Source organism: Agrobacterium sp. H141, assembly GCF_057158725.1.
Window position 1 is genome coordinate 98,553 of sequence record NZ_JBXENI010000003.1, and the last position, 26,667, is coordinate 125,219.

Consider the following 26,667-nt stretch of genomic DNA (forward strand, 5'->3'; position numbering starts at 1 on the left):
ACGTCTTCTATCTACGATTTTGTGTTGGCTCTGTCTGAATATTGCGTTCGACGCCGTTGCGGGTGCGCGAGAGTCGTTGCGCGTCGTGCCCCTGGATTGGGGTCTGGCATCCACGCTGTTTGCACTGGGCGTGGATGTGCCGGCGCTTGCGGAGAAAAAGGGCTATGCAGACTGGGTTGGACAGGAGAACCTCTCTGACGACATCGTGGATCTTGGGCTGCGGCTGGCACCCGATATGGAGCGATTAGGCGGCATAGACCCCGATCTGATCCTGATCTCGCCGCAATTTTCCAGCATCGCCCCCCGGCTCGAGACAGTGGCGAAAACAAAGGTCTTTGCCACCTTTACACCCGACAAGACGCCTTTGGACAATTCGATCCGCATCACGCGCGAACTCGGCAGTCTTCTGAATACCGGCGCGCGCGCCGAACGCCTTGTTGGCAGCACCGAAAAGGCATTGGAAGATTTGCGCCAAAGCCGGCTGAACGCATCAGCCACCTGCGCCGTGCTGATCGTGAACTTCGTCGACGAACGGCATATCCGTGTCTTTGCAGATGGCAGCCTCTACGGAGATGTGCTGAAGGCCGGCAATATCGACAATGCCTGGAAACGCCCGACCAATTACTGGGGCTTCAGCACAGCACCGGCAAGCGCATTGCTTGATTATCCCGACGCAACGCTGATTGCCGTGGGGCCGACCCCGTTGCCAGTCGCGCGCATTCTGGACGACGCGGACGGCAGTCATGCCCGCAACAATCTACTCGATCATTTACCCTCAGTGGCGAAAGGGCGCTTGCGGATGCTTCCGCCGATCTGGTCCTTCGGTGGTTTGCCCGAAGCGAAAATCCTGGCCGAAGCGCTGACTGCGGCAACCCTGCCGGATTGCCCTCATGAATAGTTCGAAGCACACGATCCTGCAGGCCTGGCCGCTGCTGGTCCTTTTGGTACTGCTGGTTTTTCTGGTCGATGCCAATGCAAAGGCAATCGGCGGCGCAGCTTTATGGATGCCCTTCGGTTCGGGCGATGCGGCCGAGACAGCATCCTCGATCCGGATGAGCTATGTCTATTTGCCGCAATTGGTGATGGCGCTGATAGCCGGTGCGGGATTGGGATTTGCAGGTGGTGTTTTCCAGCTCAGCCTTCTCAATCCACTGGCCTCGCCTTCCACATTGGGGGTCTCGGCCGGAGCGCAACTGGCACTCACCCTTGCCTTGTTGCTCGCACCGGAACTGCATGCCGATCATGCCTTTGCAATCTCGCTTATGGGCTCATTCCTTGCCTGGGGACTGGTCGCTTTGATCAGCGGACGCAAACTCGAAGATCCGCTGACGCTGCTGCTGAGCGGTATGGCCGTCAGTTTCACACTCGCCGCCGTCACCACATGCCTGTTCATTCTCAAGGATCACTATCTCAACAGCATGTTCATCTGGGGCGCCGGCGATCTGGCACAAAACGGCTGGGACGGTGTGCGCTTTCTGGCACCGAAGCTGCTGGTTGGTGCGGCAATTGTGCTGGCAATGGCGCGGCCCTTGTCCCTGCTCGGTCTCGGCAGCGGTGTTGCCCGTTCCGCCGGAGTGTCCGTCGGCTGGTCGCGCGCCATTCTGCTGAGCGCTGCCATCCTCATCACCGCCGCCATCACGGCGACGATCGGCATCATCGCCTTCGTCGGACTGGCAGCACCGCATATTGCGCGGATGATCGGCGCGCGTCGGGTGGTCCCGCAGCTCCTGCTCGCAGCCCTCATGGGAGCTTTGCTTCTGGGCGTCACCGATCAGGCACTGCAGTTCCTGCTGAAATCTCTGGCCGCCTTCCTGCCAGCAGGTGCCCTTGCCGGACTGCTGGGCGCACCCTTGATCCTCTACCTCTTGCGCAAGGTCACGGGGTCGCCCTTGCAGTCGGAGCATTCGCTTTGGTTGCGCAGCCGTGTAAATCGCGACAGGGCTGGCCAATGGGCAATTGTCGCCGCCTGCGGTCTGGTCCTTCTTGCCTGTATGGCCGTCGCACTGTTCGTTCCCAGACTGGAGATGTCGCTGGTTTTCGACTGGCGCGCGCCTCGCGTCCTGACGGCTCTGCTCGCGGGCTGCGCACTTGGATGTGCCGGCTGCCTTGGGCAGCGGCTGCTGGCCAATCCCATGGCAAGCCCGGAAAGCATGGGCATATCCGCCGGTGCCATCATGGGAACGATCATCGTCATGCTGATCCTGCCAACCGCCGGCACCGCCGGCCAGACGGCCGGCGCCCTTACCGGAGCCATCATCGTATTGCTCGCCGTTTTGACCTATGGTCGCCGACAGGATTTCGATCCTCGCCGCCTCATCCTGGTCGGTATCGCCATCACGGCGATTGCCGATGCCACGATCTTGATTTTCTTCGCCACAGGCGATCCAAGGGTCAGTCAGATCCTGGCTCTGATGTCAGGCTCGACCTATCGGGCCTCCTATACGCTGCTCAGCATTCCAGCTGTTCTCGGAATTGTTGGCGCATTGATGGTCTTGCCGGCGCTGCGCTGGCTGGACATCCTGCCGCTTGGCAATGCCACCGGGCGTGCTCTGGGCATGCCCTTGGCACGTGCCCGCATCGTCATCATTCTGGCGATGGCCTTGTTGACGGTGGCGGCAACGCTGTTGGTCGGTCCCATTACCTTCGTCGGTCTGGCCGCGCCGCAAATCGCCCGCGTGATCGGCTTGCGCTCAGTCGGCACCCATCTTGTCGGATCCACGGTTCTGGGTGGCAGCGTGATTGTGGCAAGCGATCTTGTCGGTCGCCAGCTGTTCACACCTTATGAGTTGCCAGCCGGGCTCCTGGCTATCCTGATCGGGGCACTAAGTCTTGCGCTTGCCCTGACGATCATGCGCTTGTCCGGCGCGCGACAGATAAAAATCACAAATGCTGCGGATCAGAAAAGGCTGGCGGCTTGACCAGCCCTGCCGGTAACTGCGATTTGAAGGCGGATTTGGCAAACGGGTGGAGAAAAAGACGGATGGTCGCGCAAAAGGCGAACAATGATGATGAGCTTGGCACCACACGCCATGCCGCGCTGGCGCTGGAGCGACTGGCCGTCGAACTTTTGCAGTACCGTCCCAGCGAAGCGCGAACGCATGATCTGAGCGTACAGCAAATCATCATCATGGCGGCCATTGCCGACCAGCCCGGATGCGGCGTCAAGGCATTGTCGGAACAGACCGGCATTTTTCAATCGACCATCAGTCGCAGCCTTTCGGGCATTATGAAAAAGGGGCTGGTCCGGCGCGAAAAGTCTTTGGCGGACACTCGTGCAGTCGAGCTTTTCCTGAGCGAGGAAGGACTTCGGATCATCCATGGCACGCGCCAGGAATGGCGCGATCGTGTGTCACTCATGCTCGCCGATCTGCCTGCAAGCGACAAAGCAACCATGTTGGCCGGGCTCGATCTGCTGATCGGTGTCATTCATCGCCTGTCGGATGAGGACTGTCCGTGACACGGTCACGTTTCCGCAGCCAGTTGGCAGACGAGCGACGAGCGTCGCCATCGTCACGCCCTGCCGACGCTGCCTATCTCTCGCTCGGCGCGAAGTAATCGGGATGACGGGACTTGATCTCTTTCATCTGCGAAAGGGTCCCCGATAAATGCGCCCTGACGGCGGCTTCGGCAGCAGACATGTCGCCGGCTTCGAGTGCTTTCAAAATAAGCCCGTGATAGTGGATAATGTTCGCAGGCTTGCCGGGATCAGGCAAATTGAGGTTGCGAAGCCTGTCGATGTGTCCCGACCGCGAGGTGATCAGCTCCCAAAGATTTGCGGCTCCTGCCGCCCCGCAGAGAGCCTGATGGAAAAGGTGGTCAAGCCGTGCAAAGCGGCCGATATCACCAGCACCGATAGCGGCGTGCTGCAGTGACAAGGCCTCGCGTGCCGTAGAAAGGCAACTCTTGTCCGCCATTGCAGCGATCGTTCTCGCGACCTCCAGTTCCACAGACAGGCGCAGGAATTGTGTCTCGCGCGCATGGGCGACATTGATCTTCGATACCTCCGTCTTCGATTGAGGAAAGATCAGCAGCAGGCCCTCTTCTTCCAGTTTCAGCATCGCGTCGCGCACCGGTGTCTGGCTGACACCGTAATGGGTGGCGATCTCCTGGCGCGAGAGGTTGCGACCCGGTTCCAGTTCCAGCGAAATGATCCGCTCTCTGAGGGCGCTGTGGATCTGTTCGCTTGCCGAACTCCTTTTGATCCGCCCGACCGACGCTCCGTCGGGGCGATTGCTGTCGGCAAACAGGGTCAGTTCCGGCGCTATCATAATGGGATGCTCATCTTTCTGCTTGTGAAACATGGCACAGCATAAATCACTATTGACGGTTATGCACTAATATATTAGTACATCAATCAACGGGATACGAGGAACCCGTATTGGAGCAATGGGAGGACAATATGAAACTGTTCACAACAGCGGTTTTGGCCGCGTCCGTATCGGCGGTGGCGAGCATCGCCCAGGCTGAGCAACTGAACATCCAGACTTCGTTCAACGCCGGAGATTTCTCGACCCAGTTCATTACCGATAACTGGCTGCCGAAGATCAAGGACATGACCGAAGGGCGGATCGAAATCGTCCTGACGCCGAATGGATCAGTCGTTCCGGCCAAGGAAACGCCGGATGCGGTTGCTGCCGGTGTGCTTGATGGTGACTTCACCTCAGTCAATTACTTCGCAGGTCGCGAACCAGCCTTTGCCGTTCTGGGTGATTTGATCTCGGGTTACGACACGCCGGAACAGATGATCGGCTTTTGTCGTGATGGCGGCGGCGAAGCCGTGATGCAAAAAGCAGCGGACGCAATCAGCGATGGCGAAGTTCATGTTGTCGCCTGCGGTCCGTATTCGCGTGAGTCACTTCCTGCGCGCGTGCCGATCCGCACATTCGAAGACCTGGCCGGCAAGAAGATCCGTTCGCCGGAAGGTCTGGCGGCTGCCGTATTCCAGGCAGCCGGCGCATCGCCCGTCTCAATTCCCTTCTCTGAAGTCTATGGCGCTCTTGAAAAGGGTATCGTCGACGCAGCCGATGCTTCTGCCTACGTGAACAACGATGCGACCGGCCTGCATGACGTTGCACCATACCCGCTTTATCCGGGCATCCACTCGATGCCTTCGATGCAGTTCACCATCAACAAGGAAAAATGGGACAGCTTTTCCGAGGCGGACCAGAAGGCGTTGCGGGACTGGTGGTATGAAGCCATGTACGCCATGACGGCTGAAGTGGCCAAGGCCGATGCAGCCCTTGCAGCACGCGACAATGCCGGCGGAAAGATCGAAGTGATCGACTGGGCGCAGGCCGATCGCGACAAGATGCGTGAAGTCGCTCGCAAACAGTGGGAAATCTTCGCCGAGAAGTCGCCGCTGGCCAAGGAAGCACTGGACGCCAATCTTGCCTACATGACCGAAATCGGTCTCTTCAAGAAATAGAGATCCTCCCTGAAGGGGCGTCTTATCCCTTGGATGCGACGCCCCTTGTCGATGCCTGCCACCTCGGGGAAACGCGATGAAACGCCTTCTTGCCCGCTATGCCGACGTGATGGACGCGATCAGCGTCTTCATCGGTCATGGCTGTTCTGTTCTTTTCTTTGCCTGCATTGTCGTTTCCGCGCTTGAAGTTGTCATGCGCTATGGCTTCGACAGCCCAACGGTCTGGTCGACCGAGCTTGCGATGACGCTTTGTGCCTCTGCCTGGGTGCTCGCCGTTGGCTACGTCACCCAGCGCAATCGCCACATATCCATCACCATGGTTGAAGTTCTGGTCAGCAAGCGCGTCTGGCGCTTCATGCGCCTTATCCAGATGCTGATCGCCTCGGGTGCCGTGCTGATGCTGACGATCGCCTTGTGGGGACCGGCTGTGAAGGCGTTGAACCGCGTCGAACATTCGGGCTCGGCCCTGAATTCGATACAGCCAACCTATCTCAAATCACTACTTGTCGCCGGCTGCATTCTCTACCTGCTGCAATTGGTTGCCAACATCATTCGCTGGGCGCAGCACACAGAGGGAGAGACCGTCAATGGGCATTGAAGTCATCACCCTGCTGATCGTTTGCTCGCTGCTGGCATTGATGGCGGTGGGCGTACCGCTCGGCATCACCACGCTGACAGTTTCTCTTGGAACGGCACTACTCTATTTCGGCGAGCGCGCTGGCTATTTCATCGTCGCCGCCAATGTCGGCGAAGTGCTTCACAAGTATGAGCTGATTGCCGTGCCCTTCTTCGTCTTCATGGCGAATGTTCTTGAACGTTCCGGCATCGCCAAGACTCTGTTTGATTCCATGGCCATCATGGGCGGACGTTTTCGCGGATCGGTCGCAGTGCAGACCTGCATCGTCGCCGTCGTGCTTGCTGCCATGTCTGGAATCATGGGCGGTGAAATCGTCATGCTCGGCCTCATCGCCTTGCCGCAAATGCTGCGGCTGGGCTATGATCGCAAGCTGTCGATCGGCATCATCTGCGCAGCAGGCGCACTTGCGACCCTCATACCGCCCTCCGTCGTGCTGATCGTCTACGGTCTGGCTGCACAGGTTTCGATTACAAAGCTGTTTGCTGCATCGGCGGTACCGGGCCTGATACTGGCGTCGCTGTACATTACTTATATTCTCGTGCGCGTTCGCCTGAATCCGTCCATGGCGCCTATCTACGATATCCCGGAAACGGGGCTGCCCTTCGTCAAGCGTCTGAAGTTCCTGAGAGGCGTCATTCTCCCGGGCATATTGATCGGTGCAGTGCTCGGCGTCATCTACTCCGGCATCGCCACTGTCACCGAGGCTGCGGCCGTTGGCGCGGTCGGCGCCTTGGTGGTCGCCGGCATACGCCGCGAATTGACCTGGACAATGGCGCGCGACGCCATGCGCCAGACGGTGCTCACGGTCGGGTCGATCATCTGGCTTGTGCTGGGTGCCGTCTCGTTGATCGGTATCTATAACCGGATCGGTGGCGGTGAATTCCTGCGTGGCGTGCTGACATCCTTGGATATCGCCCCGATCTGGTTCGGCGTTCTTTTTGCCATGAACATCCAGATCTACTATCTCTCTCCGCCCTTCGGCCCAGCCTGCTTCTTCCTCAAATCGGTGGCGCCCAAGGATATTGAACTCCAGGAAATCTTCGCCGCGGTTCTACCGTTCATCGCCCTTCAAGCGGTGGGTCTACTCCTGGTCCTGTTCTTCCCGGACCTGGCTTTGTGGCTGCCGGCGATGCTCAATTAAGGAGACCCAGATGAAAATCAGTGATCAGGACCTGACCCGACAGGACGAGGACATCTCGAGCTCCGAATTCGGCGCGGAGGAAACAAAGGATATGCATGATTTCGGCAATTGGCCGGAAGTCGCAGGCCTTGTCTTCACGCTCTTCGCCATCTGGCTGACCTTCGCCTTTACTGGATAACATCATGACAAAAAAGAAACTCTCGGACCTTCGTTCCGCGCGATGGTTCGCGCCAGACGACCTCAGAAGCTTCGGCCATCGTTCGCGCATGATGCAGCTCGGCTATGGCGAGGAAGACTTCGTCGACAAGCCCCTGATCGGAGTTCTCAATACCTGGTCCGAGCTCAACACCTGCCACTCCCACTTCAAGGAGCGGGTGCAGGATGTGAAACGCGGAATCGCCCAAGCCGGCGGCTTCGGTGTGGAGATGCCGTCGCTTTCGGTGGATGAAAGTTTCACCAAACCCACCTCCATGCTCTATCGCAACATGCTGGCGATGGAGACGGAAGAAATGATCCGTTCGCACCCGCTGGATGGTGTGGTGCTGATGGGTGGCTGCGACAAGACCACCCCCGGTCTCGTCATGGGTGCCATCTCGGCGGGTGTGCCGATGATCTACCTGCCGGCTGGTCCGATGTTGCGCGGCAACTATGCCGGCAAGATCCTCGGTTCGGGATCGGATGCCTGGAAATACTGGGATGAACGCCGTGCCGGCAATATCTCGGATGAGGAGTGGCTGGGCGTGCAAGGCGGCATTGCCCGCTCGGCCGGCACCTGCATGACCATGGGCACCGCCTCTACCATGACGGCAATCGCCGATGCGATGGGGCTCACTCTGCCCGGCGCCTCGTCGATCCCGGCCGTCGATTCCAACCATCAACGCATGGGCGCGTCCTGCGGTCGCCGAATCGTCGACATGGTCTGGGAAGATCTGACACCGGACAAGATTATTACCGAGGCAGCGTGTCGCAATGCCGCCGTCGTTGCGATGGCAACCGGTTGTTCCACCAATGCGGTCGTACACCTGATCGCGATGGCAAGACGCGCGGGCGTCAATCTGACACTCGACGATCTGGATGCTCTGGGCCGGACAACACCGCTCATTGCCAATGTCCGACCATCGGGCAAGGACTATCTGATGGAGGACTTCTATTATGCTGGTGGCCTGCGCGCACTGATGAAGCAGATTGAGGATCGCCTCGATTGCTCGGCCCTCACCGTGACGGGCAAAACCATGGGCGAGAATCTGCAGGGTGCCGAAGTCTACAACGACGACGTCATTCGCCCGCTCTCAAATCCGGTCTATCAAGAAGGTTCGCTTGCCGTCGTGCGTGGTAATCTTTGCCCCGACGGTGCAGTGATCAAACCCGCTGCCTGCGATCCGAAGTTCCACGTGCACGAAGGCCCGGCGCTGGTATTCGACAGCTACCCGGACATGAAGAAGGCAGTCGACGACGAGAACCTGGACATCACCCCCGATCATGTGATGGTGCTGCGCAATGCGGGTCCGCTCGGTGGGCCGGGCTTCCCCGAATGGGGCATGCTGCCGATCCCGAAAGCACTGATCAAGCAGGGCCACCGCGACATGCTGCGGATCTCGGACGCGCGCATGTCCGGCACTTCTTATGGGGCCTGTGTGCTGCATGTCGCACCCGAAAGCTATGTTGGCGGTCCATTGGCGCTTTTGAAGACCGGCGACATCGTTCGCCTCGACCTGCCCAACCGGACGCTCGACATGCTGGTGGACGAAGACGAGCTTGCCAACCGCCGGGCTGCACTAAAGCCGCCGGAACCGCGCTTCGAACGCGGCTGGGGCTGGATGTTCTCGCGCCATGTCACGCAGGCCGACCAGGGCTGCGATTTCGACTTCCTGCAATCCGACTTCGGCCGCACTGCGGGCGAGCCCGACATTTTCTGAAAAGGTATCCCATGACCGATTACGTTCTGTCCGACGCCACACGCAACAAGCTCAAGCGTGCCTCCACCGCTTCGATCGCAACGCAGCTCTACAAACGCGGACTGCGCAACCAGTTCATCCAGGGGGTGCGCCCCGTAGCGGCCAAGCCCGAGACAATGGTGGGCCAGGCCTTTACGCTGCGCTACATTCCGGCGCGAGAAGACCGCAATGCCCTTGAGGTTTTCCGCAACCCAGAGCACCCGCAACGCGTGGCAGTCGAGACCTGCCCGCCCGGCCACGTGCTGGTCATGGACGGACGCAAGGATGCCTCCGCAGCAACCGCAGGGTCGATCCTGGTGACGCGGATGGCCGTGCGTGGCTGTGCCGGCATCGTCACCGATGGCGGTCTCCGCGATGCGGCGGGTATCGGCGCGCTCGATATGCCGGCCTTCTTTGCAGGTCCCTCGGCGCCGACCAACCTGACCAAGCATGAGGCCCTCGACATCAACGTGCCGATCGGTTGCGGCGATGTTGCAGTGTTCCCAGGCGATGTGATCGTCGGTGACAGCGACGGTGTCATGGTCATCCCCGCGCATCTGGCAGACGAAATCGCCGAGGTCTGCGCCGGCATGGAAAGCTTCGAGGAATTCGTACTGGAAGAGGTGCAGAGCGGGACCTCGATCATCGGTCTCTATCCGTGCACCAAGGAAGAGAACCAGAAAAAATACGAAGAATGGCGCGAAAAGACAGGCCGATAAGACGCCTCGACTTCAACCCAGGCACTCGCTTCCACTTGGGGAAAGCGAGTGCCAAGAATTGAGATTACGCAACTGAATTTACCGGGCGACAGCCGCTCGAGCTGATCGCCTGTACCGGGCGCGACCAGCGTGTCGCTTGGTCCCTCTCTGTCTCAGCCGACCGTGGCAGAGAGCGCGGCATTGCCAGCCACCGCGCGATCGGGCTGGTGTGGATCCCATTGACCACCTCACGCGCATCACCGCCTTCTGTGTCTGCCGCGCCATCTACGGCTCGATCTTTCGCCGCGATCTTTCCGCACCGGAATATCGCGAGCGCCACAAAAAAATGATCGCTGATGCAGTGCTTGACTACCTGAAAGCCTAGCTGGCTGATACTCCTTCAATCGAACATAGGTGGACAATATCGGATCGGTTCGCTGCGGAACCAATTCATTCCAAGACAAGGACCGCAAATATGACATGGCGCATGCCTTCCGAAACCGCCCGCCATGACCGCACCTGGATGGCATTTCCGCGTACGGGCACGACGCTTGGAGACGGCGAGGCATGGCGTGAGACGGGCTATGCAGCCTGGACCGCCGTGGCCCATGCCATTTCTGAGTTCGAACCGGTCACAATGGTCGTTGATCCGTCCGAGCGCGAGCGCGCCCGTCGCATGCTTGGCAGCCATATCGAACAGATCGAGGCCCCGCTTGACGAATTCTGGATGCGCGACTTCGGGCCGACCTTTGTGCTCGATGACGATCGTCCCGGTGTGCTGGGCGCGGTGGACTGGATCTTCAACGGCTGGGGCGATCATGGTTGGGCGGACTGGAAAAAGTCGGCCGAGATCGCGCGCTTCATCGCGGCCCATTCGGGAGCAGAACTGGTGTCCAGCGTCCTTGTCAACGAGGGCGGCGGCATCCATGTCGATGGCGAAGGCACTGTTCTTGTCACCGACACCGTGCAACTCGATCCCCGTCGCAATCCCTATGCCGACCGCAGCCGGGTCGAAGCCGAGCTTGCCAGAACCCTCGGCGCGACCAAAGTCATCTGGCTGCCGCGCGGCCTGGCCCGCGACTACGACGAATTCGGCACCAGCGGCCATGTCGATATCGTTGCAACCATTGCCTCGCCCGGCGTGCTGCTTTTGCACCGTCAGAGCAATCCAGAACATCCTGACCATCAGGTGATGCAGGAGCTGCGCGCCCATCTCGAAAAAACCACAGACGCAACCGGACGACGCTGGACGATCTTGGAGCTCGATGCGCCGGCACAAATCCGGGACGAAGAAGGGTTCGTCGATTACAGCTATGTCAATCATCTCGCCGTCAATGGCGGCGTTGTCGCCTGCGGCTTCGGCGACGAGGAGGCGGATGCGGCGGCCAAGGATGTCCTGCAGCAGGCCTATCCCGGTCGACAGGTGGTCACCCTGGATTCCCGCGCCATATTCGCACGGGGCGGCGGCATCCACTGCATCACCCAGCAGCAGCCCTCTGTCCCGTCGAAGGTCGCGTAATATGAGCAAGTTCGATGTGATGGAAAAGTCGATCGCGGACTTGCGCGCAGCGCTCGAGGCGGGCGACGTCACGAGTGTAGATCTCGTGGAGGCGTACCTCACCCGCATCCGCCACTATGATCTGCCCGGCACCGAAACCGCCTTGAATTCCATGGTGGTCATGAACCCCGACGCGGTTGCAGAAGCCGAAGCCTCCGATGCAAGGCGGCGCGAGGGCAAAATCCTGTCTCCCCTCGACGGCATTCCTTACACCGCCAAGGACAGCTACCTCGTGCGCGGGCTGACCGCGGCTGCAGGCAGCCCGGCGTTTGAACACCTGATAGCCCAACGGGACGCCTTCACCATCGAAAGGCTGCGGGCGGGCGGTGCCATCTGCCTTGGCCTCACCAATATGCCACCCATGGCCAATGGCGGCATGCAGCGCGGCGTCTATGGGCGTGCCGAAAGTCCCTATAACGCGGAATGGCTCACAAGTGCCTTCGGATCCGGATCGTCGAATGGTTCGGGCACGGCTACAGCCGCCTCGTTCGCGGCCTTTGGCCTTGGCGAAGAGACGTGGTCAAGCGGAAGGGCACCAGCCTCCTACAACGCGCTGTGCGCTTACACACCATCGCGTGGCATCATTTCGGTTCGCGGCAATTGGCCTCTGGTGCCAACCATGGATACCGTCGTGCCCCACACGCGCAACATGGCCGACATGCTGGAAGTACTCGACGTCATCGTTGCCGACGACGCGGAAACGCGGGGTGACTTTTGGCGGGCTCAGCCGTGGATCGAACTACCGCAGGCTTCAGCTGTGCGACCGGCGAGCTATCGAATGCTCACGGACGAAAGCAATGGTGACCTGCGCCATGCGCTGGCCGGCAAACGCTTTGGCATTCCACGCATGTACATCAATGCCGATCCCGACGCGGGCACAAACCCGCAAGGCGGAATTGGCGGTTCGACCGGGAAACCGATCGAGACACGCGCCTCCATCATCGAGCTGTGGCAACAGGCCAGACGCGATCTCGAAGCTGCGGGCGCAGATGTGGTACCCGTCGATTTTCCTGTGGTGTCCAATTACGAGGCCGATCGACCGGGCGCGCCGTCTATCCTGACGCGCGGTCTCCTCAGCACCGACTTCCTGAAACATGAGATCATCGATCTATCCGCCTGGGCCTGGGATGACTTCCTGCAGGCAAACGGCGATCCGGCCCTCGATAGTCTGGCCGCGGTGGATGGGGCGATGATTTTCCCACGTCCGCCGGGTGCCTTGCCGGATCGATACACCGGCTTTTCCGACGATATTTCGACATATCCGGAACAGGTGCGCGCCCATCCCTATCGCTCGTTGGAGGATATACCCACCCTTGAGGCCGGTTTGCGCGGGCTCGAAGAAACGCGCCGCCGGGACCTCGAACTCTGGATGGACCAACTCGGTCTCGATGCGGTTGTCTTTCCCGCCGTCGCAGATATCGGCCACGCCGACATGGACGTCAACGAGGCCCACGCCGATCTCGGTTGGCGAAACGGGGTCTGGGTCGCCAACGGAAATCTGGCCATCCGCCATCTCGGCATCCCGACGATAACCGTGCCGATGGGCACTATGGACGACACCCGGATACCGATAGGCCTGACCTTTGCCGGCCGCGCCTATGATGACAACAAGCTGCTGACCATCGCGGCTGCATTCGAACGGACAGGCAAACGCCGTATCGCGCCACCGCGCACTCCGGCACTCTGACAGCGCGCTTCAGGGGCGCCATGAACTCGATGAACCCTTACCGGCTACGGCATTCCAGCGCGCTGATGAGAGGCGGAGATTACTCTAATCGGATCGAGCAACAACTTGTTGGCTGCGGTGAAAACAATGACCCCGACGTGACCGGGAGCTGCGGGCGATCTCTCGGCCTGGATCAGTTCCTCGCTGGATTTCGCAAGGCTCGCATACCGATCATGACCAAGTCCATCGCTGTCTTTCAGTGCCGTGATATCGAAAATCCTGAGATTCATGTCGCGTGCTATCGTGGCTATTCTGGGATCGTGAACATCGGCCTGCCCGACCCGCGGGCGCTCCTGGCCAAGGAGGCTGGAGAAGGACAGAGCCCTGTCCTGCTTTGACACCAGCAAGGTGATGGGGTGCGGCAACCTGCCAATGTCGGCAAGCTGTGACCGGAAGAGATCCACATCTATATCGGCGGCAGCCAAGTAGATCTCGAGCTTGTGGCTGACATCCTGACGCTCTTCGAGCTGCAATTGCCTGACTGCCTCGATTGCGATCAGACTTCCCATGCTATGCGCAAACAGCACGATATGTTTGACGCCTCGCGCGCGGCTCACCAATTCCAGCAATCTTGTCAACTCTGTCCGTGACGCAAGCGCCTCGTCCCTATCCGCGACATAACCGGTCAGGCTTCCCTGTGATGGCCATGCGAAAAGCACAGGAGGCGGCACATTCCCGGCATCGGCGCCAAGTTGCGCGGTCCAGTAAACAGCCTCCTGGTAGCTGTAGTTATACCCATGGACGAAGACCGCGATGGTGCCGCTCTCGTCGACGGACAACTCCAGCTCCCTCAGGAATTCTGGCCTATCCAGCGGATCACGCTCGGTGACGAGAAACTGTTTGCGCGGATCCGGCGAGGGTTTGGGATAGACGACACCAACCGTCGGGCGCTGCTTCGGAATTGAAAACCGAAAGGCCTCGAAAGTCAGCTTGTCGGAGCGCATGTCGACCGGATCGTCGCTCTTTGCACTCAAGTTACGGTTTGTCGCAGAGAGGATGGTAATTTTCCTCTCAGAGGAATCCGCCACGGCCACGGGCTTGAGGATCTCCTCCGTGGGACGGGATGCACAGGCCTGCAGAGAAAAAATCAATGCGATGGCCACGACAAGTCTGCTGGCAAATGTGTGGCGGAAGAACGACATCGACGCCCTCAGAATAACTCGAAGTGAAAACGAGAGACACCCGGGGGCGGGGGTGGGGCGGGATCCACGGGTGTCTCTCATCACTGCCGCTTAGGTTGCAGCAGATTCTGTCTGTGGCACGTCATCCTGAGGTGGTTTTATACGAAACCAAACGAGATAGAGCGCCGGCAAGAACAGCAGAGTAAGCACGGTGCCGACAATGATCCCGCCCATCATGGCAAAGGCCATCGGGCCCCAGAAGATCTCCCGGGCAATCGGTATCAATGCCAGACTTGCTGCCGCAGCCGTGAGCATGATCGGACGCATTCTATGCTCGGCGGCCACTCTTACGGCATTCCATCCATCCTTGCCGGATCTGCGCAGGGTATCGATCTCGACAACCAGGATGACCGAGTTACGGATCAGAATACCGATCAGCGCCAAGACCCCAAGGATGGCAACGAAGCCCAGTGGAGCTCCACTTGGCAAGAGCGCCGCAACGACACCGATCAGGCCGAGCGGAGCGACAATAACAACCATGACCAGACGCTGGAAGCTTTGCAGCTGGAACATCAATATGGTTGCAATGGTCAAAAGCATGATCGGTATGACGGCCGCAATCGGAGCCTGGCTATTGGCACTGCTTTCAACCGACCCACCAGTCTCGACCGTATATCCGTTCGGCAACTTGGCGGCAAAATCCTTGATGAAGGGCTGCAGGTACTTGTCGACAGTCGCTGGCTGGGTGCTGTCTGTGATCGCAGCCTTCAGTGTCACTGTCGGTATGCGGTCACGACGCCAGATCAAGGGCTGCTCGAGCTCGTAGTGGAAAGTGGCAATCGAGGCGAGTGGGATCGAATTGCCATCGGCCTTCGGCAACTGCAAGTTGCGCAGAGTTTCGATCGACTCCCTTTCGCTTTTCGTCGCACGACTGACAACATCGATGAGGTAGATACTGTCACGGATCTGGGTGATCGTCGAACCGCCCGTCAGATTGTTGAGTGCCGTCGCGATATCGCTGGAACTGATACCCAACTGGCGGGCCTTATCCTGCATCACGTCAACCTTGACCACACGCGCAGGCTCGTTCCAATCCAGAACGACGCGGCCAAGTCTGGTGTCGTTGGCCATCACGCCAGCAAGATCCTGGGCGTAAGTGCGTACCTTTTGCGGCTCTGGTCCACTGATGCGATATTGGATCGGGCGACCGACCGGCGGGCCGAGTTCCATCTTTTTGATAAAGACATCCGTACCGGGATATTCCTCTGTTGCAGCAGCGGACAGTTCTTCGATCAGACGATCACGCGCCTCTATATCCTTTGCCACCACGACCATTTCACCGAAGTTGTCGGTACTGGGCTGCACATCGAACGAAAGCACGAAACGCTTGGCACCCTGACCGACATAGGAGGTCCAGTGATCGACATCGTCGTTGGATGCCAGGTGATCGGATTCGAACTTGTCCATTTCGGCTTTGGTTTGCGCGATGGTGTAGTTCTGTCGCGCTGTCCAGTCGATGATCAGCTCAGGACGGTCTGAAGCAGGGAAGAACTGCTGCTGCACGAAGGTCATGCCATACAGGGAGCTGGCGAACATGGCGGCTGTGATCAGAATTGTCACCTTGGGCCAATGCATGCAGCCGGAAAGAATGCGGGAAAAAGCACCGCCCAGATAGCTCTTGTGTTCGTGATGCTTCTTCATCGTTTTCGGCAGCATCAAGACGCCGAGCAGAGGAGCGAAAAGGACTGCGACAATCCAAGATGTGATCAGGGAAATTGCAATCACCACGAACAGCGAGAAGGTGAACTCACCGGCCGCGCTGTCGTTAAGACCGACCGGAATAAAGCTGGCAACCGTCACCAGGGTACCGGTCAACATGGGAAAGGCAGTGGAGGTCCAGACAGCAGTGGCGGCCTTGGACAGAGGTTCACCCGCCTCGAGCTTCGACACCATCATCTCGATGGCGATCATCGCATCGTCGACAAGCAGGCCGAGCGCGATGATGAGGGCGCCAAGTGAAATACGCTGCAGCGATATGCCGAGATATTCCATGAAGATGAAGGTGATTGCCAGCACCAGCGGAATGGAAACGGCCACAACCAGACCGGCTCGCACTCCAAGGCTCACGAAACTGACAACAAGCACAATGGCGATGGCTTCGAAGAGAGCCTTGGTAAAACCGCCGACCGCTTCATCGACGACAACCGCTTGGTCCGCCACATGATGCACACCGATACCGATGGGCAGATTGGCGATGACCTTATTCATCTTTTCCGTCAGCGCTTCGCCGAAATGAAGCAAATTCGCTCCCGGCTTCATACCGATGGCAAGACCAATGGCGGGCTTGCCGTCGACACGAAACAGAGCTTGCTGCGGATCGGAATAACCCCTCGTTATCGTTGCGACATCGCTCAGACGAAAGAACCTGTCATTGACGCGAAGGTTAATGTCGCGCAACGCGTCAGCTCCGGCAAACTGGCCCGACACGCGTATATTGATGCGTTCCGCACCGGTTCGAAGCGTGCCAGATGCGACCACCGCATTCTGGTTCTGAAGCGTCTCGAGAATCTGCTGCTGGGTCACACCCAGTGCTGCCATCCGCTTCGTTGAAAAATCCAGATAGATGACTTCGTCCTGTGCGCCGACCAGGTCGACCTTGCCGACATTCGGTACCGACAGGATTTCCTGGCGCGCAGATTCGAGATAATCCCTCAGCTGTCGTTGCGTCAGGCCGTCAGCGGTAAAGGCATATATGTTGCCGTAGACGTCACCGAAACTGTCGATGAAACTGGGGCCTTGCACCCCATCCGGCAGAGTGGACGCAATATCATTGATCATATTGCGGACACGGACCCATGTCGGCTTCACATCCGCCGCCTTGGTATTCTCCAGCAGGTTCACATAGATCGTTGTTTGGCCGGGTGTACTGAGACTCTTGGTGTAATCAAGAGAATCAAGCTCCTGCAGCTTTTTCTCGATCCGATCGGTCACCTGGCTTGTCATCTCTTCAACCGAGGCTCCGGGCCAGGAGGCCTGAATGAGCATGGTCTTGATCGAGAAGTCCGGATCTTCCTCACGGCCGAGGTTGATATAGGAAAAAACGCCTGCCACCGTGGCAAGGATCATGAAATACCAAACGAGCGACTTGTGCTGCAGGGCCCATTCGGAAAGGTTGAACTTGTTGTTCATAGGGGCGTCTCATCCGGAATTTTAACAGGTTGATTTTCTGTGAGCGAATGCACGCCCGCGGTAACGACGCGCTCACCCTCGGTGAGACCGCTGAGTACATCCACGCCGTCCGTTGCAGAGGGGCGTATCGTAACCGTGCGCTTTTCGACCGTCTTCGCATCCATATCGACGACCCATACGAAATGTTCGTCCTGATCACCTCCCACCGCGCTTAGTGGCAACCAGATATGGCCGTCGCTCGGTGACACGGGAAAAGCGGTGACGGTGCTGCCAAGGCGATAGCTAGCGGGCGCAGCCTCGAGTGCGATCTTCGTCCGTCTCGTCCTCGTCGCCGCATCGGATTGCGGAGAAGTCTCACGGACAATGCCCCTCACCCTGGTGCCGGAACTGGCTTCAAGCGCAACCTCATAGGGCATGCCGATCGCGGTCAACTTGCTGTAGCTGTCGGGAATATCGACAACGGCATCGCGCGCCTCCAGCCGGGCAATCGTCATGACCGTCTCTCCCGCGGAGACAACCTCTCCCACCTGGGCAGACACCGACGACACCACGCCATCGGACTCGGCTTTGAGTACGGCATAACCAAATTGTTCACGTGCCTTTGAAAGGCTCGCCTGCAACTGCTCGGTTGAAGCCTTGGCAGCCTCACGCGATTGAATGGCTTCTTCCAATTGCTCTTTTGTACTGGCCTTGGCGGCAAACAGCTTTTCTTGCCGCTCTTCGTTCGTGCGCGCGAAGTCCAGCTTGGCAACGGCAGAGGCGAGGTCGGCTTCCGCCTGATTGACGGCAAGTTGCAACGCCGTTGGATCGAGCCTTGCAAGGACCTGCCCCTTCTTGACCAGATCGCCGACGGTGACATCGCGCGCTATAATGCGCCCAAGCACCTGGAAGCTGAGATCGGTACTGAATTTGGCTTCGACCGTGCCGGCGAATCCAAATGTGGTTGGCTCTCGCGGCTCCGCAATCATGGACAATACGGGCCGCACAGGTTCTTCGGCAGCTTTTTCCTGCGAGCATGCGCTCAAGGCAGCGGCCATGATGACGATAGGAAGGACGATCCCGGACTTCATTGTGCAGCCTCATCGATGTAGGAAACTGGTTGTCCGGCACGCAGGAACTGGCCACCATCGATCACGACGAGTTCGCCGGCTTCCAGTCCGTCTGCCAGGACGACATTTGCCGCATCGTAGCGTTCGATCTTGACTGGCTTCATATCGACCTTGTTTGTCTTTGGATCCATGACCCATACTGCGGGTGTGCCCTCGCGGGAAAAGAGAGATTGCCAGGGAACGGATATTCGCTCTGCCCGCTCCAGGACGACATCTGCTGAAATTGCGGTGCCCAGGCTCATTTCGGGTGGAGGATCGGTGATCGCCAACTTCACCATGACCGTGCCAAGCGAACGATCAAGGGCGGGACTGATTTCGCGGATCGTAGCCGCCGCCTTGACGTCAGGGCGCGACACCAGTGCCACATCTATCGATATCGGCTTTTTGTTGCTGCTAAGCGCGGATTCCTGGACATTGAAGACTGCATCGCGCGGTCCATCCTGAGCGAGTGTGTAAACGGCGGCTGAGGCCTGCACGATCTGCCCGGTCTCAACGTCACGCTCGGTGATGATCCCGTCGGCGTCGGCATGCAATTCTGTTTGTTCCAGCACATTGAGGGCAGTGGAAAGCTGCGCGCGAGCCGAGTTCAGATCCTGCTCTGCGGACTGGTTTTCCTGTACCGCGCTGTCGAGATCTTCGCGCGAGATCACGCCCGACTGCATGAGCGCGCGGCGGCGCGTTAACACCGAACTTGTCCGGCGCAGTGTCGCCTCCTGCGAGGCCACAGCCGCCCGAGCGGATTCGACATCCGCCTTCTGCTCGGTCGGATCGAGCGTTGCAAGCAATTGCCCCGCAACAACATGATCGCCGACATCGACGAAGCGGGAAAGAACCCGACCGGATGTCTTGAAGGACAGGACACTTTCGACGCGCGCCTTCACCTCGCCTGTGCCCGACGCATGCACGAGATCGGCTTCCATCTTTACCGGCTCCACGAGAACATGCTCCGTAAACGTCTGCACATCTCCTTTTCCGTCGTCACACCCTGTTAGGGCAAACACAATAAAGACTGCCGTCACGGAGACCATTCGGGATCTTCTATCGATGCACAGGCATTGTTTCCGCGTAGCGGCAGTTTGTGGCATTGGCGTCTTCCAGATTTGCTCAACGTAGGGCATTTTTATTCATCAGTCGTTGAATACATGCCTCTACTGGTCTATCTTGTCAATATATATAAGGAAAGAGCGTTGAAATCAGGTGAACACGGCAAAACGCGCACCCGCGGGCGTCCCAGACGGGGCCAGGAGCATGACGGCGGGGAACTTCTCGACGCGGCCCTTGCATGTTTTGCCGAGCATGGCTTCGAGAAAACCTCTCTGAGGACAATTGCCGCACGCGCTGGCGTGGACGTCGCATTGATCTCCTATCGCTTCGGCTCAAAAATGGGCCTTTGGACCGCGGTAGTCGATTCGGTGGCCAACGACAGCGTCACCCGCATGGCTATCTGGCCGGAACAGCACCGAGAGCTTTCGCCCGAATTGCAAATGGAGCAACTTTGCACCGGCATGGTGGAAATGATGGCCGAGCGCCCTCTCTTCGCCCAGTTACTGATCAGCGAGATCATGACGACGGGGAAAGGCGAGCGACAGGCATTGATCGTCGACAGGCTGGGGCGGCCAATCTATGCGATGCTTTTCGAGCGGATCGCAAAGATACGCAATATCGACAAGCACGATGATCCTGATGAGATCGGCATGTCGATCCTCGCTTCAATGTCCATGATCGGCGTTCTGATTTCGACACGTCAGTTCGTTTCGAGCGTTTCCGGAATTGAGGAAGACGACGACACGTTGAAGCGCCGGCTTGCGGCGATGATGTTACGTCTCTTGAAATAGTCTGACCCATCGACATGAGGCAGACACGAGATGTCATCGACCGACACTGCGCTCAGATGCGAAATCCGGTGTCTGCCGAAAACAGATTGAGATGAACATCTGAAAACGTGACGGAAATCATGTCCCCCGGCCTCGCGATGGTACGCCCGGCTTGCAGGATCATCACCTCCGGCGTGCCTGCAGTTTCGACATAGCTGTTGGTGCCGGTCATTTCCACGACGCCCACCTGCAACTGTAGAAGCCCTTCGCCATCGGGCACGATTGTCAGATGCTCGGGGCGCAACCCCACCACCAGCTTTTCACCAGCTGGCCTGGCCGTGGACAGCGGAATGCGCTGCGGCACTTCCAGTTCCAGGGTCAGGTTGCGGCCATCCGCATCGACCACTGCAGGAATGAAGTTCATGGCCGGTGAACCGATGAAGCCGGCAACGAATTTGTTGACCGGGCGGTCATAGAGATCGAGCGGTGCGCCCTGCTGCTCGATCACACCCTGTCGCATCACCACCACATGATCGGCCATGGTCATCGCTTCGATCTGGTCATGGGTGACGTAAACGGAAGTTGCACCCAGCCTGTCGTGCAGGGCGCGGATTTCCTTGCGCATATGCACACGCAGCGATGCATCGAGATTGGACAGAGGTTCGTCGAACAAAAACGCCTTGGGGTGCCGGATGATTGCCCGGCTCATCGCGACACGCTGCCTCTGACCGCCGGAGAGTTCACGCGGATAGCGATGCAGGAGGTCGCCAAGGCCGGTCGTTGCAGCCACTTCTGCGGCGGCCTTCTTTGCTTCGGCCTTCTTCACCCCGCGCACGCGCAGCGAATAGGTCAGATTCTCCTCCACCGTCATATGCGGGTAGAGCGCATAGGACTGGAAAACCATGGCCAGGTCACGCTTGCGCGGTGGAACGTCGTTCATCCGCTCGCCGCCAATGAGCAGGTCACCCGAAGAAATACGCTCCAGCCCGGCAAGCGACCGCAACAATGTCGACTTGCCGCAGCCCGATGGTCCGACCAGCGCGACAAAGGCGCCTCTCTCGATGCGCAGATCGATATTGCGCAGCGCATGATAGGCGCCGTAATATTTGTTGACGCCATTGAGTTCGATCTGGTGGGTCACTTGAGGGCTCCGGATGTAAGGCCGGATACGATCCGACGCTGCAAGAGAACGAAGACCGCGAGGATCGGTGTCACATAGATCGTCGCAAAGGTCATGATGTTGTTCCATTCATTGGTATTCGGCCCCATGAAGGAATTGAGTCCCACGCTGGCAGGCTGATATTCAACGGCCTGGATGATCGACTTCGAATAGACGAACTCCCCGAAGGCCTGCATGAAGATCAGGATGGCGGAGACCAGGATACCGTTGCGCGCCAATGGCAGGACAATGTTGAAGAAGGCGCCGAGACGCGAACTGCCATCGACCAATGCCGCCTCTTCCAGTTCCAGCGGCACGCTTATGAAGGTTGCCCTCACCAGGACGACAAAAAAGGGCATGCTCTTGGCCGCAATGGCAATGATGACGGCCACGCGGGGATATTCCAGCATCCCGACCTGCGAGAAGCCGACAAAGATCGGTGTGATCATCAGCGAGGCCGGCAGCACCTGCAGCATCAGGATCAGGAACAATCCGGCATCGACCCAGCCATTCCGATAGCGCGCCAGCACATAGGCACAGCCGGTTCCAAGGACGGCGATCAAGGCGACAGCGCCTGCGGCAATGACGAGCGAGTTCCAGAGAAAACGCCCCATATTACGGCTTTCCCAGACATAGGGATAGGAACTCCATTGCGGATCGGCAGGCCAGAAGCTCGGGGGCGTGGCAAACATGGCAGAGCCGCTTTTCACGGTCGTGACATACATCCAGTACAGCGGAAAAAGATAAATAGCGGCGAGCAAGAGCGCGACAGCCAGCATGATCCGGTTTCGGTGAATCTCACTCATCCATGCACCTCCTGACGCGTGGAGCGCACATAAACCAGGGACGCGAACATGACGAAGATGATCATGATGACGGAGATGGTCGCCCCTCGGGCAAAGTCATATTGCTTGAACGACTGGTCCCAGGCCCAATATTGAGCCACATTGGAAGAATTGTTTGGTCCGCCGGAGGTGATGGCGGCAAACAGGTCGAACTGCTGCAGCGTGAAGATCAAGCCCAGAGAGACGACTGCGCCGATGGTCGAGCGCATCATGGGCAGGGTTATCGTGTAAAACCGCTGCCAAATGTTGGCGCCATCCAGTTCTGCCGCCTCGTAGAGATCCTTTGGAATGCCGGACAGGCCGACCGACAGCAATATCATGTTGAACGATGTTCCCAGCCATATGTTGGCGATGATCACGGCCCAGAGGGAATAGCTGGGGTCCGACCGCCAGAATATATTGCCGGAGATCAGTCCGCTCTCGCGCAGCATGTAGTTCAGCACGCCGAAATCGCCGGACAGGATCCAGTTCCAGATGGCACCGACGACGAGCCCCGGCATGATCCACGACACGAGAAACAATCCGCGCAGCCAGGATGCGCCGGGAAAACCGACCCAGAAGAAAAGCGCCAAGGCGAAACCGATCACGAACTGGCCGGCAATCGAGGCCGCGAGGAAGATCGCCGTATTGGTCAAAATCGGCCAGGTTTCCCGTTGGGCGAATAGCGACACATAGTTGTCCCAGCCGACAAAGGGCCGGATCAACTGGCCGAGCGAAAACATGTCCACTTCCTGAAAGCTCATCAAAACATTGTAGAGCAAGGGCAATCCCGACATGACGAACAGGAAGCCGAGCGGAACCCCGACAAGGCCTATGTCGAAGCCTCGCCCATCCCTGAGGCTGGAAAGGATCTTTCGCATTGTTATTCTCCCGGTGGCTGGCCGAACTCCGCTCGGATCGCCCCGCACTTCCCAAGCGTTGGAAATGCGGGGCGCATCCTGCGGGAGGGTTCAATAAGAACAGGCGACCTCAGCCGCCTTGACGTCAGCCCAGCACTGCATCGATCGTCTCGGCAGCCTGGTCTAACGCGTCCTTCGGTGACATCTGGCCGGTCAGCGCTGCCTGGATGGCATCCTGAATTGCCTTGGAGATCTTGGGCCATTGCGGATGCGGACCGCGAGGCTTGGCGTATTTCAGCTGCTCCTGGAAGACTTTCAGCGCCGCGTCTTTCTTCGCATTGCCGGTTTCCGGCAAGGTGATGTCGGAGCGGGCAGGCAACTGACCGTAATTCTTGAACATCTTGTCATCCTGCGAGGCGAAGTATTCCAGCGCCTTGAAAGCCTCCTGCGGATGCTTGGTCGACGAGAAGATCGCCCAGTTGAAATCGCCCATGGCCGAGGAGCGCTCGGCGCCCTCTTCGGGAACGGGCAGAAGAGCAACGCGCCAATCGAACTTGGCCTCGTCCGACATGCGATTGAGCTCCCAGGGACCTGAAATGGCCATGGCCGCATTGCCGGAATTGAAGGTGCCGGTCGAGTCCCACTGTCCGCGCGTCAGGCTGTCGGGAGACACCAGCTTTTCGTCCATCAGCGTCTTCCAGGCTTCAAGCGCCTTCACCGAACCCTTCGAATTGATGTCTCGATAACTGCCGCCACCCATTTGTGCCCAGGGCAGAAACTGGAAGGTTCCCTCCTCGCTTGCCTTTGCCGAAAAGGCCAGACCGTAGACGTTCTGTGCGGGATCATTGAGCTTGCGGGCGGCATCGATCAGTTCGGCCCAGGTCTGCGGTGGCTTGTCTGGATCGAGGCCCTTGGCCTTGAACATGTCGGCATTGTAGTAAAGCGCAATGGTATTGGTTGCCTTGGGCACCCCGAAAAGCTTTCCATCCCAGGTGACCGAATTCAGCGGGCCTGGAAAATAGTTGTCCTTGTTGATCACGTTCGAGCCGGCAATCATGTCGGTCAGGTCGAGAAAGGCTCCGCGTGATGCAAAAAGCGCGTGTTCCGGATTATCGATGGCGATGATATCGGGTGCCTGTCCGGTGGAATAGGCGCGCATCGCTTCGCTGACGACGTCGTCGAACTGGATCAGGCGGTATTCGACCTTGATACCCGGCTCCTTCTCATCGAACTCGCGGGCAAGGTTCCAGGCCGGCTGTTCTGGCTTATCAAGGCTCCAGACCGTGATGGTAACTTCATCCTCGGCCATGACGACAGGCGCAAGCGCCGAAACGGAGGCAAACGCGACAACGCCTGCCAGCAGGGATTTCCGAATAGACATGCTCTCCTCCTATGGTTTTCAATGGGACCCGCAGGCTTCCTCCAAGCCTTTGGGCAGTCTCATTGCGGGTCGGCGACGAAGTCCCCTCCCCGGCAATTCTTCAGGTAGTTCAGTGCATGGATCTGCCCGGTCATTTCCAGCGCATCACGGTAGACCGGGTCGTGCCAGCCCTCGATGTCGATTGCGCCGGACCAGCCGGCAAGCCGCAGTTCGGAAATCACATCGGTCCAGTTCGTATCGCCAAACCCCGGTGTGCGCATGAAGACAAATTTCTCCTTGCCGAAAATGCCGTGCTCGCGGATCACATCCCAGCGGATCGTGGCGTCCTTGCCATGCACATGAAAGAATTTGGGTGCCCATTTGCGGATCTGCGGCAGCGGATCGATCAGGTAGACCATCTGGTGGCAGGGTTCCCATTCGAGCCCGATGTGATCGTCCGGCGTCTCGTTGAACATCAGTTCCCAGGCATCGGGATTGTGGGCGATGTTCCAGTCGCCCGTCTGCCAATTGCCGTCCATGGCACAATTCTCAAAGGCAATCCGGACACCCTTGTCGGCCGCGCGCCGGGCAAGCTCGCTCCAGATCTCCTTGTATCGCGGCAGGCTGTCGGTGAGCGGCTTGCCGCGAATGCGGCCGGTAAAGCCTGCGATACACGACGCTCCGAAATGATGGGCATTGTCGATGCAATCCTTCCATCCCTGCAGAGTCTCAAGGTCGACGTCCGTCTCTTCCAGCGGATTGCCAAACATGCCGATGGTCGACATGGTGATATCCCGCTCACCGATTGCATCGCGGCAACGCTTGCCCAGTTCTGCCAGATCCTGCCCATTGGTGGTCTGCCAGAAGAACGGCTGGAAGCTCTCGAAACCCATATCGGAAAGCTGCCCTATGCGACGAGCGGCCTCGCCACCGCTGGCGCTGATCATGGTTCCGACACGAATGGATGTTGCGGGATTTGACACGGTATTATGATCCTTCCTGGGACAGTAGAACTGGCTGGCCGGTCCGAGCGCTTTCAATTGAGCCGAAGACCATGGCGAGACTTTTGATATTGTCGGAGCTGACCGTCTCCGGCTGCCGCCCGCCCTTTATGGCCAAAATGAAGTCGACAACTACGCTGCGGTGGCCGTGGGTCTGGCCCTCGTCCGGCGGGAGAGGAACATCGACGGCTTTGTAACCGCGCAACAACCCGGTGACGTCACCGGCAACCGTTGCTTCGAACCGGTCTTCACCATCCCAGGTCAGCATTCCCCTGGAGCCGACCAGTCGCCAAGCACTTTCCCAGCTCGTCGGACGTCCCTCCGCGCACCATGAACCGCGATAGGTGAACACGGCCCCGCCAGAGAACTGAAAGATGGCATTGGCCGAAGCGCCGTGGGCATACCAGGAGCCGGATGGATTGGTCTCGACGCAGTAGACCGAGAGCGGTGTCTTGCCCGACACGAAGCGGGCGGCATCGAAGGTGTGTATGGCCATATCGAGAAGAAGCACATTATCCATAGCATCGCGGAAGCCGCCGAAATGCGGAGCGAGGAAGAAATCGCTGTGAAGCGCGGTCAACTCGCCGATCAATCCCTCATCGACCGCACGGCGCATACGGCGCACGCCGGCGATGAAGCGACGGTTCTGAACCACGGCATGGATACGGCCCGCTTGCCTGGCAAGCACCATCATCTCGCGTGCTTCTTCCATCGAAGTTGCCAGCGGCTTTTCGGAAAGGACATGACATCCGTGGCGAAGGCCCGTCTGCACCACGGCGCGCCTGGCTCCCGGCACGACGATATCAAACAGCATGTCTGCAGCGGTTTCCTGAAGAACGGTATCGAGGTCACTGCCCACGCAGACTTCGCCAAGGCCGAATTCGGCACCGAGCGCAGTGGCAATGGACGGATCCAGGTCGACCAGACCGACGATCCGGATGGCCTCACTGAGCTCTGGATCTGATTGCAACGCACGAAGCCAGCCTTTGGCCATAGCTCCGCATCCGCATATCACGGCTTTGAATGACAATAATTCCTCCCATTGACCGGCTCGGGAACTCCCCTTCCCGCACGGCCGTAAACGTTTACGATACTATGAACAGCTTGCGCG

General features: G+C 58.8%; 24 protein-coding genes. 13 read left to right on the forward strand and 11 right to left on the reverse strand.

Annotated features, from left to right (window positions below; genetic code table 11):
* The first annotated feature begins 85 nt into the window (after positions 1-85).
* The 3 genes from ACWPM9_RS22345 (at position 86) to ACWPM9_RS22355 (ending at position 3,457) form a co-directional block, all read left to right on the forward strand.
* Positions 86-898, forward strand: coding sequence for an ABC transporter substrate-binding protein (locus tag ACWPM9_RS22345; RefSeq protein ID WP_484758157.1), 813 nt, complete (start codon positions 86-88; stop codon positions 896-898).
* A complete protein-coding gene (fhuB, locus tag ACWPM9_RS22350; protein WP_484758049.1) occupies positions 891-2,918 on the forward strand; it encodes a Fe(3+)-hydroxamate ABC transporter permease FhuB in 2,028 nt (675 codons plus the stop codon). Before ACWPM9_RS22345 ends, fhuB begins: the two co-directional genes overlap by 8 nt.
* Before the next feature lie 62 nt (positions 2,919-2,980).
* Positions 2,981-3,457: a MarR family winged helix-turn-helix transcriptional regulator gene (locus tag ACWPM9_RS22355; RefSeq protein WP_428189059.1), complete on the forward strand. Its 477-nt coding sequence runs from the start codon at positions 2,981-2,983 to the stop codon at positions 3,455-3,457.
* Between the two features lie 73 nt (positions 3,458-3,530).
* Here ACWPM9_RS22355 and ACWPM9_RS22360 read toward each other — a convergent pair whose 3' ends face one another.
* On the reverse strand, positions 3,531-4,268 hold the full coding sequence (locus ACWPM9_RS22360; protein ID WP_428189058.1) for a GntR family transcriptional regulator: 738 nt from the start codon (positions 4,266-4,268) through the stop codon (positions 3,531-3,533).
* A gap of 131 nt (positions 4,269-4,399) precedes the next feature.
* Here ACWPM9_RS22360 and dctP point away from each other — a divergent pair, with 131 nt between their 5' ends.
* From dctP to ACWPM9_RS22405, 9 genes are all read left to right on the forward strand, one after another.
* Positions 4,400-5,425 carry a TRAP transporter substrate-binding protein DctP gene (gene dctP / locus ACWPM9_RS22365; protein ID WP_484758050.1) on the forward strand — a complete coding sequence of 342 codons (1,026 nt, stop codon included), beginning with the start codon at positions 4,400-4,402 and terminating at the stop codon, positions 5,423-5,425.
* Positions 5,426-5,501: 76 nt separating this feature from the next.
* Complete coding sequence (locus tag ACWPM9_RS22370; protein ID WP_484758051.1) at positions 5,502-6,023, forward strand: TRAP transporter small permease subunit; 522 nt, start codon at positions 5,502-5,504, stop codon at positions 6,021-6,023.
* Positions 6,013-7,203, forward strand: a complete 1,191-nt coding sequence (locus ACWPM9_RS22375) for a TRAP transporter large permease (RefSeq protein WP_484758052.1) — start codon at positions 6,013-6,015, stop codon at positions 7,201-7,203. Before ACWPM9_RS22370 ends, ACWPM9_RS22375 begins: the two co-directional genes overlap by 11 nt.
* Positions 7,204-7,213: 10 nt before the next feature.
* Positions 7,214-7,381 (forward strand): hypothetical protein, encoded by a 168-nt coding sequence (locus ACWPM9_RS22380; protein ID WP_428189054.1) that lies wholly within the window; start codon positions 7,214-7,216, stop codon positions 7,379-7,381.
* Between the two features lie 4 nt (positions 7,382-7,385).
* Entirely contained in the window at positions 7,386-9,119 is a 1,734-nt protein-coding gene (gene araD, locus ACWPM9_RS22385; RefSeq protein ID WP_484758053.1) for an L-arabinonate dehydratase, read from the forward strand.
* Positions 9,120-9,130: 11 nt separating this feature from the next.
* Positions 9,131-9,856, forward strand: a complete 726-nt coding sequence (locus ACWPM9_RS22390; RefSeq protein WP_428189052.1) for a ribonuclease activity regulator RraA — start codon at positions 9,131-9,133, stop codon at positions 9,854-9,856.
* Between the two features lie 208 nt (positions 9,857-10,064).
* On the forward strand, positions 10,065-10,220 hold the full coding sequence (locus tag ACWPM9_RS22395; RefSeq protein WP_484758054.1) for a hypothetical protein: 156 nt from the start codon (positions 10,065-10,067) through the stop codon (positions 10,218-10,220).
* Between the two features lie 90 nt (positions 10,221-10,310).
* A complete protein-coding gene (locus ACWPM9_RS22400; RefSeq protein ID WP_484758055.1) occupies positions 10,311-11,354 on the forward strand; it encodes an agmatine deiminase family protein in 1,044 nt (347 codons plus the stop codon).
* A gap of 1 nt (position 11,355) precedes the next feature.
* A complete protein-coding gene (locus tag ACWPM9_RS22405) occupies positions 11,356-13,080 on the forward strand; it encodes an amidase (RefSeq protein WP_484758056.1) in 1,725 nt (574 codons plus the stop codon).
* Between the two features lie 44 nt (positions 13,081-13,124).
* Here ACWPM9_RS22405 and ACWPM9_RS22410 read toward each other — a convergent pair whose 3' ends face one another.
* From ACWPM9_RS22410 to ACWPM9_RS22425, 4 genes are all read right to left on the reverse strand, one after another.
* A complete protein-coding gene (locus tag ACWPM9_RS22410; RefSeq protein ID WP_484758057.1) occupies positions 13,125-14,093 on the reverse strand; it encodes an alpha/beta hydrolase in 969 nt (322 codons plus the stop codon).
* 258 nt (positions 14,094-14,351) lie between these two features.
* On the reverse strand, positions 14,352-17,429 hold the full coding sequence (locus ACWPM9_RS22415) for an efflux RND transporter permease subunit (protein ID WP_484758058.1): 3,078 nt from the start codon (positions 17,427-17,429) through the stop codon (positions 14,352-14,354).
* Positions 17,426-18,499 carry an efflux RND transporter periplasmic adaptor subunit gene (locus ACWPM9_RS22420; RefSeq protein WP_428189046.1) on the reverse strand — a complete coding sequence of 358 codons (1,074 nt, stop codon included), beginning with the start codon at positions 18,497-18,499 and terminating at the stop codon, positions 17,426-17,428. Before ACWPM9_RS22420 ends, ACWPM9_RS22415 begins: the two co-directional genes overlap by 4 nt.
* Entirely contained in the window at positions 18,496-19,500 is a 1,005-nt protein-coding gene (locus ACWPM9_RS22425; protein ID WP_428189045.1) for an efflux RND transporter periplasmic adaptor subunit, read from the reverse strand. Before ACWPM9_RS22425 ends, ACWPM9_RS22420 begins: the two co-directional genes overlap by 4 nt.
* 93 nt (positions 19,501-19,593) lie before the next feature.
* Between ACWPM9_RS22425 and ACWPM9_RS22430 the strand changes: the two genes are divergently transcribed.
* Positions 19,594-20,373, forward strand: a complete 780-nt coding sequence (locus ACWPM9_RS22430; RefSeq protein ID WP_484758059.1) for a TetR/AcrR family transcriptional regulator — start codon at positions 19,594-19,596, stop codon at positions 20,371-20,373.
* Positions 20,374-20,425: 52 nt separating this feature from the next.
* On the opposite strand, the gene ACWPM9_RS22435 is transcribed toward ACWPM9_RS22430, so the two are convergent.
* From ACWPM9_RS22435 to ACWPM9_RS22460, 6 genes are all read right to left on the reverse strand, one after another.
* Complete coding sequence (locus tag ACWPM9_RS22435; RefSeq protein WP_484758060.1) at positions 20,426-21,493, reverse strand: ABC transporter ATP-binding protein; 1,068 nt, start codon at positions 21,491-21,493, stop codon at positions 20,426-20,428.
* On the reverse strand, positions 21,490-22,317 hold the full coding sequence (locus ACWPM9_RS22440) for a carbohydrate ABC transporter permease (RefSeq protein ID WP_428189042.1): 828 nt from the start codon (positions 22,315-22,317) through the stop codon (positions 21,490-21,492). The genes ACWPM9_RS22435 and ACWPM9_RS22440 overlap by 4 nt, the downstream gene beginning before the upstream one ends.
* Positions 22,314-23,216 (reverse strand): carbohydrate ABC transporter permease, encoded by a 903-nt coding sequence (locus tag ACWPM9_RS22445; RefSeq protein WP_428189041.1) that lies wholly within the window; start codon positions 23,214-23,216, stop codon positions 22,314-22,316. The genes ACWPM9_RS22440 and ACWPM9_RS22445 overlap by 4 nt, the downstream gene beginning before the upstream one ends.
* A 124-nt stretch (positions 23,217-23,340) precedes the next feature.
* Entirely contained in the window at positions 23,341-24,576 is a 1,236-nt protein-coding gene (locus ACWPM9_RS22450; protein WP_484758061.1) for an ABC transporter substrate-binding protein, read from the reverse strand.
* A 59-nt stretch (positions 24,577-24,635) separates the two neighbouring features.
* Positions 24,636-25,538 (reverse strand): sugar phosphate isomerase/epimerase family protein, encoded by a 903-nt coding sequence (locus ACWPM9_RS22455; protein WP_484758062.1) that lies wholly within the window; start codon positions 25,536-25,538, stop codon positions 24,636-24,638.
* Between the two features lie 4 nt (positions 25,539-25,542).
* A complete protein-coding gene (locus ACWPM9_RS22460; RefSeq protein ID WP_484758063.1) occupies positions 25,543-26,586 on the reverse strand; it encodes a Gfo/Idh/MocA family protein in 1,044 nt (347 codons plus the stop codon).
* Between the last annotated feature and the right edge of the window lie 81 nt (positions 26,587-26,667).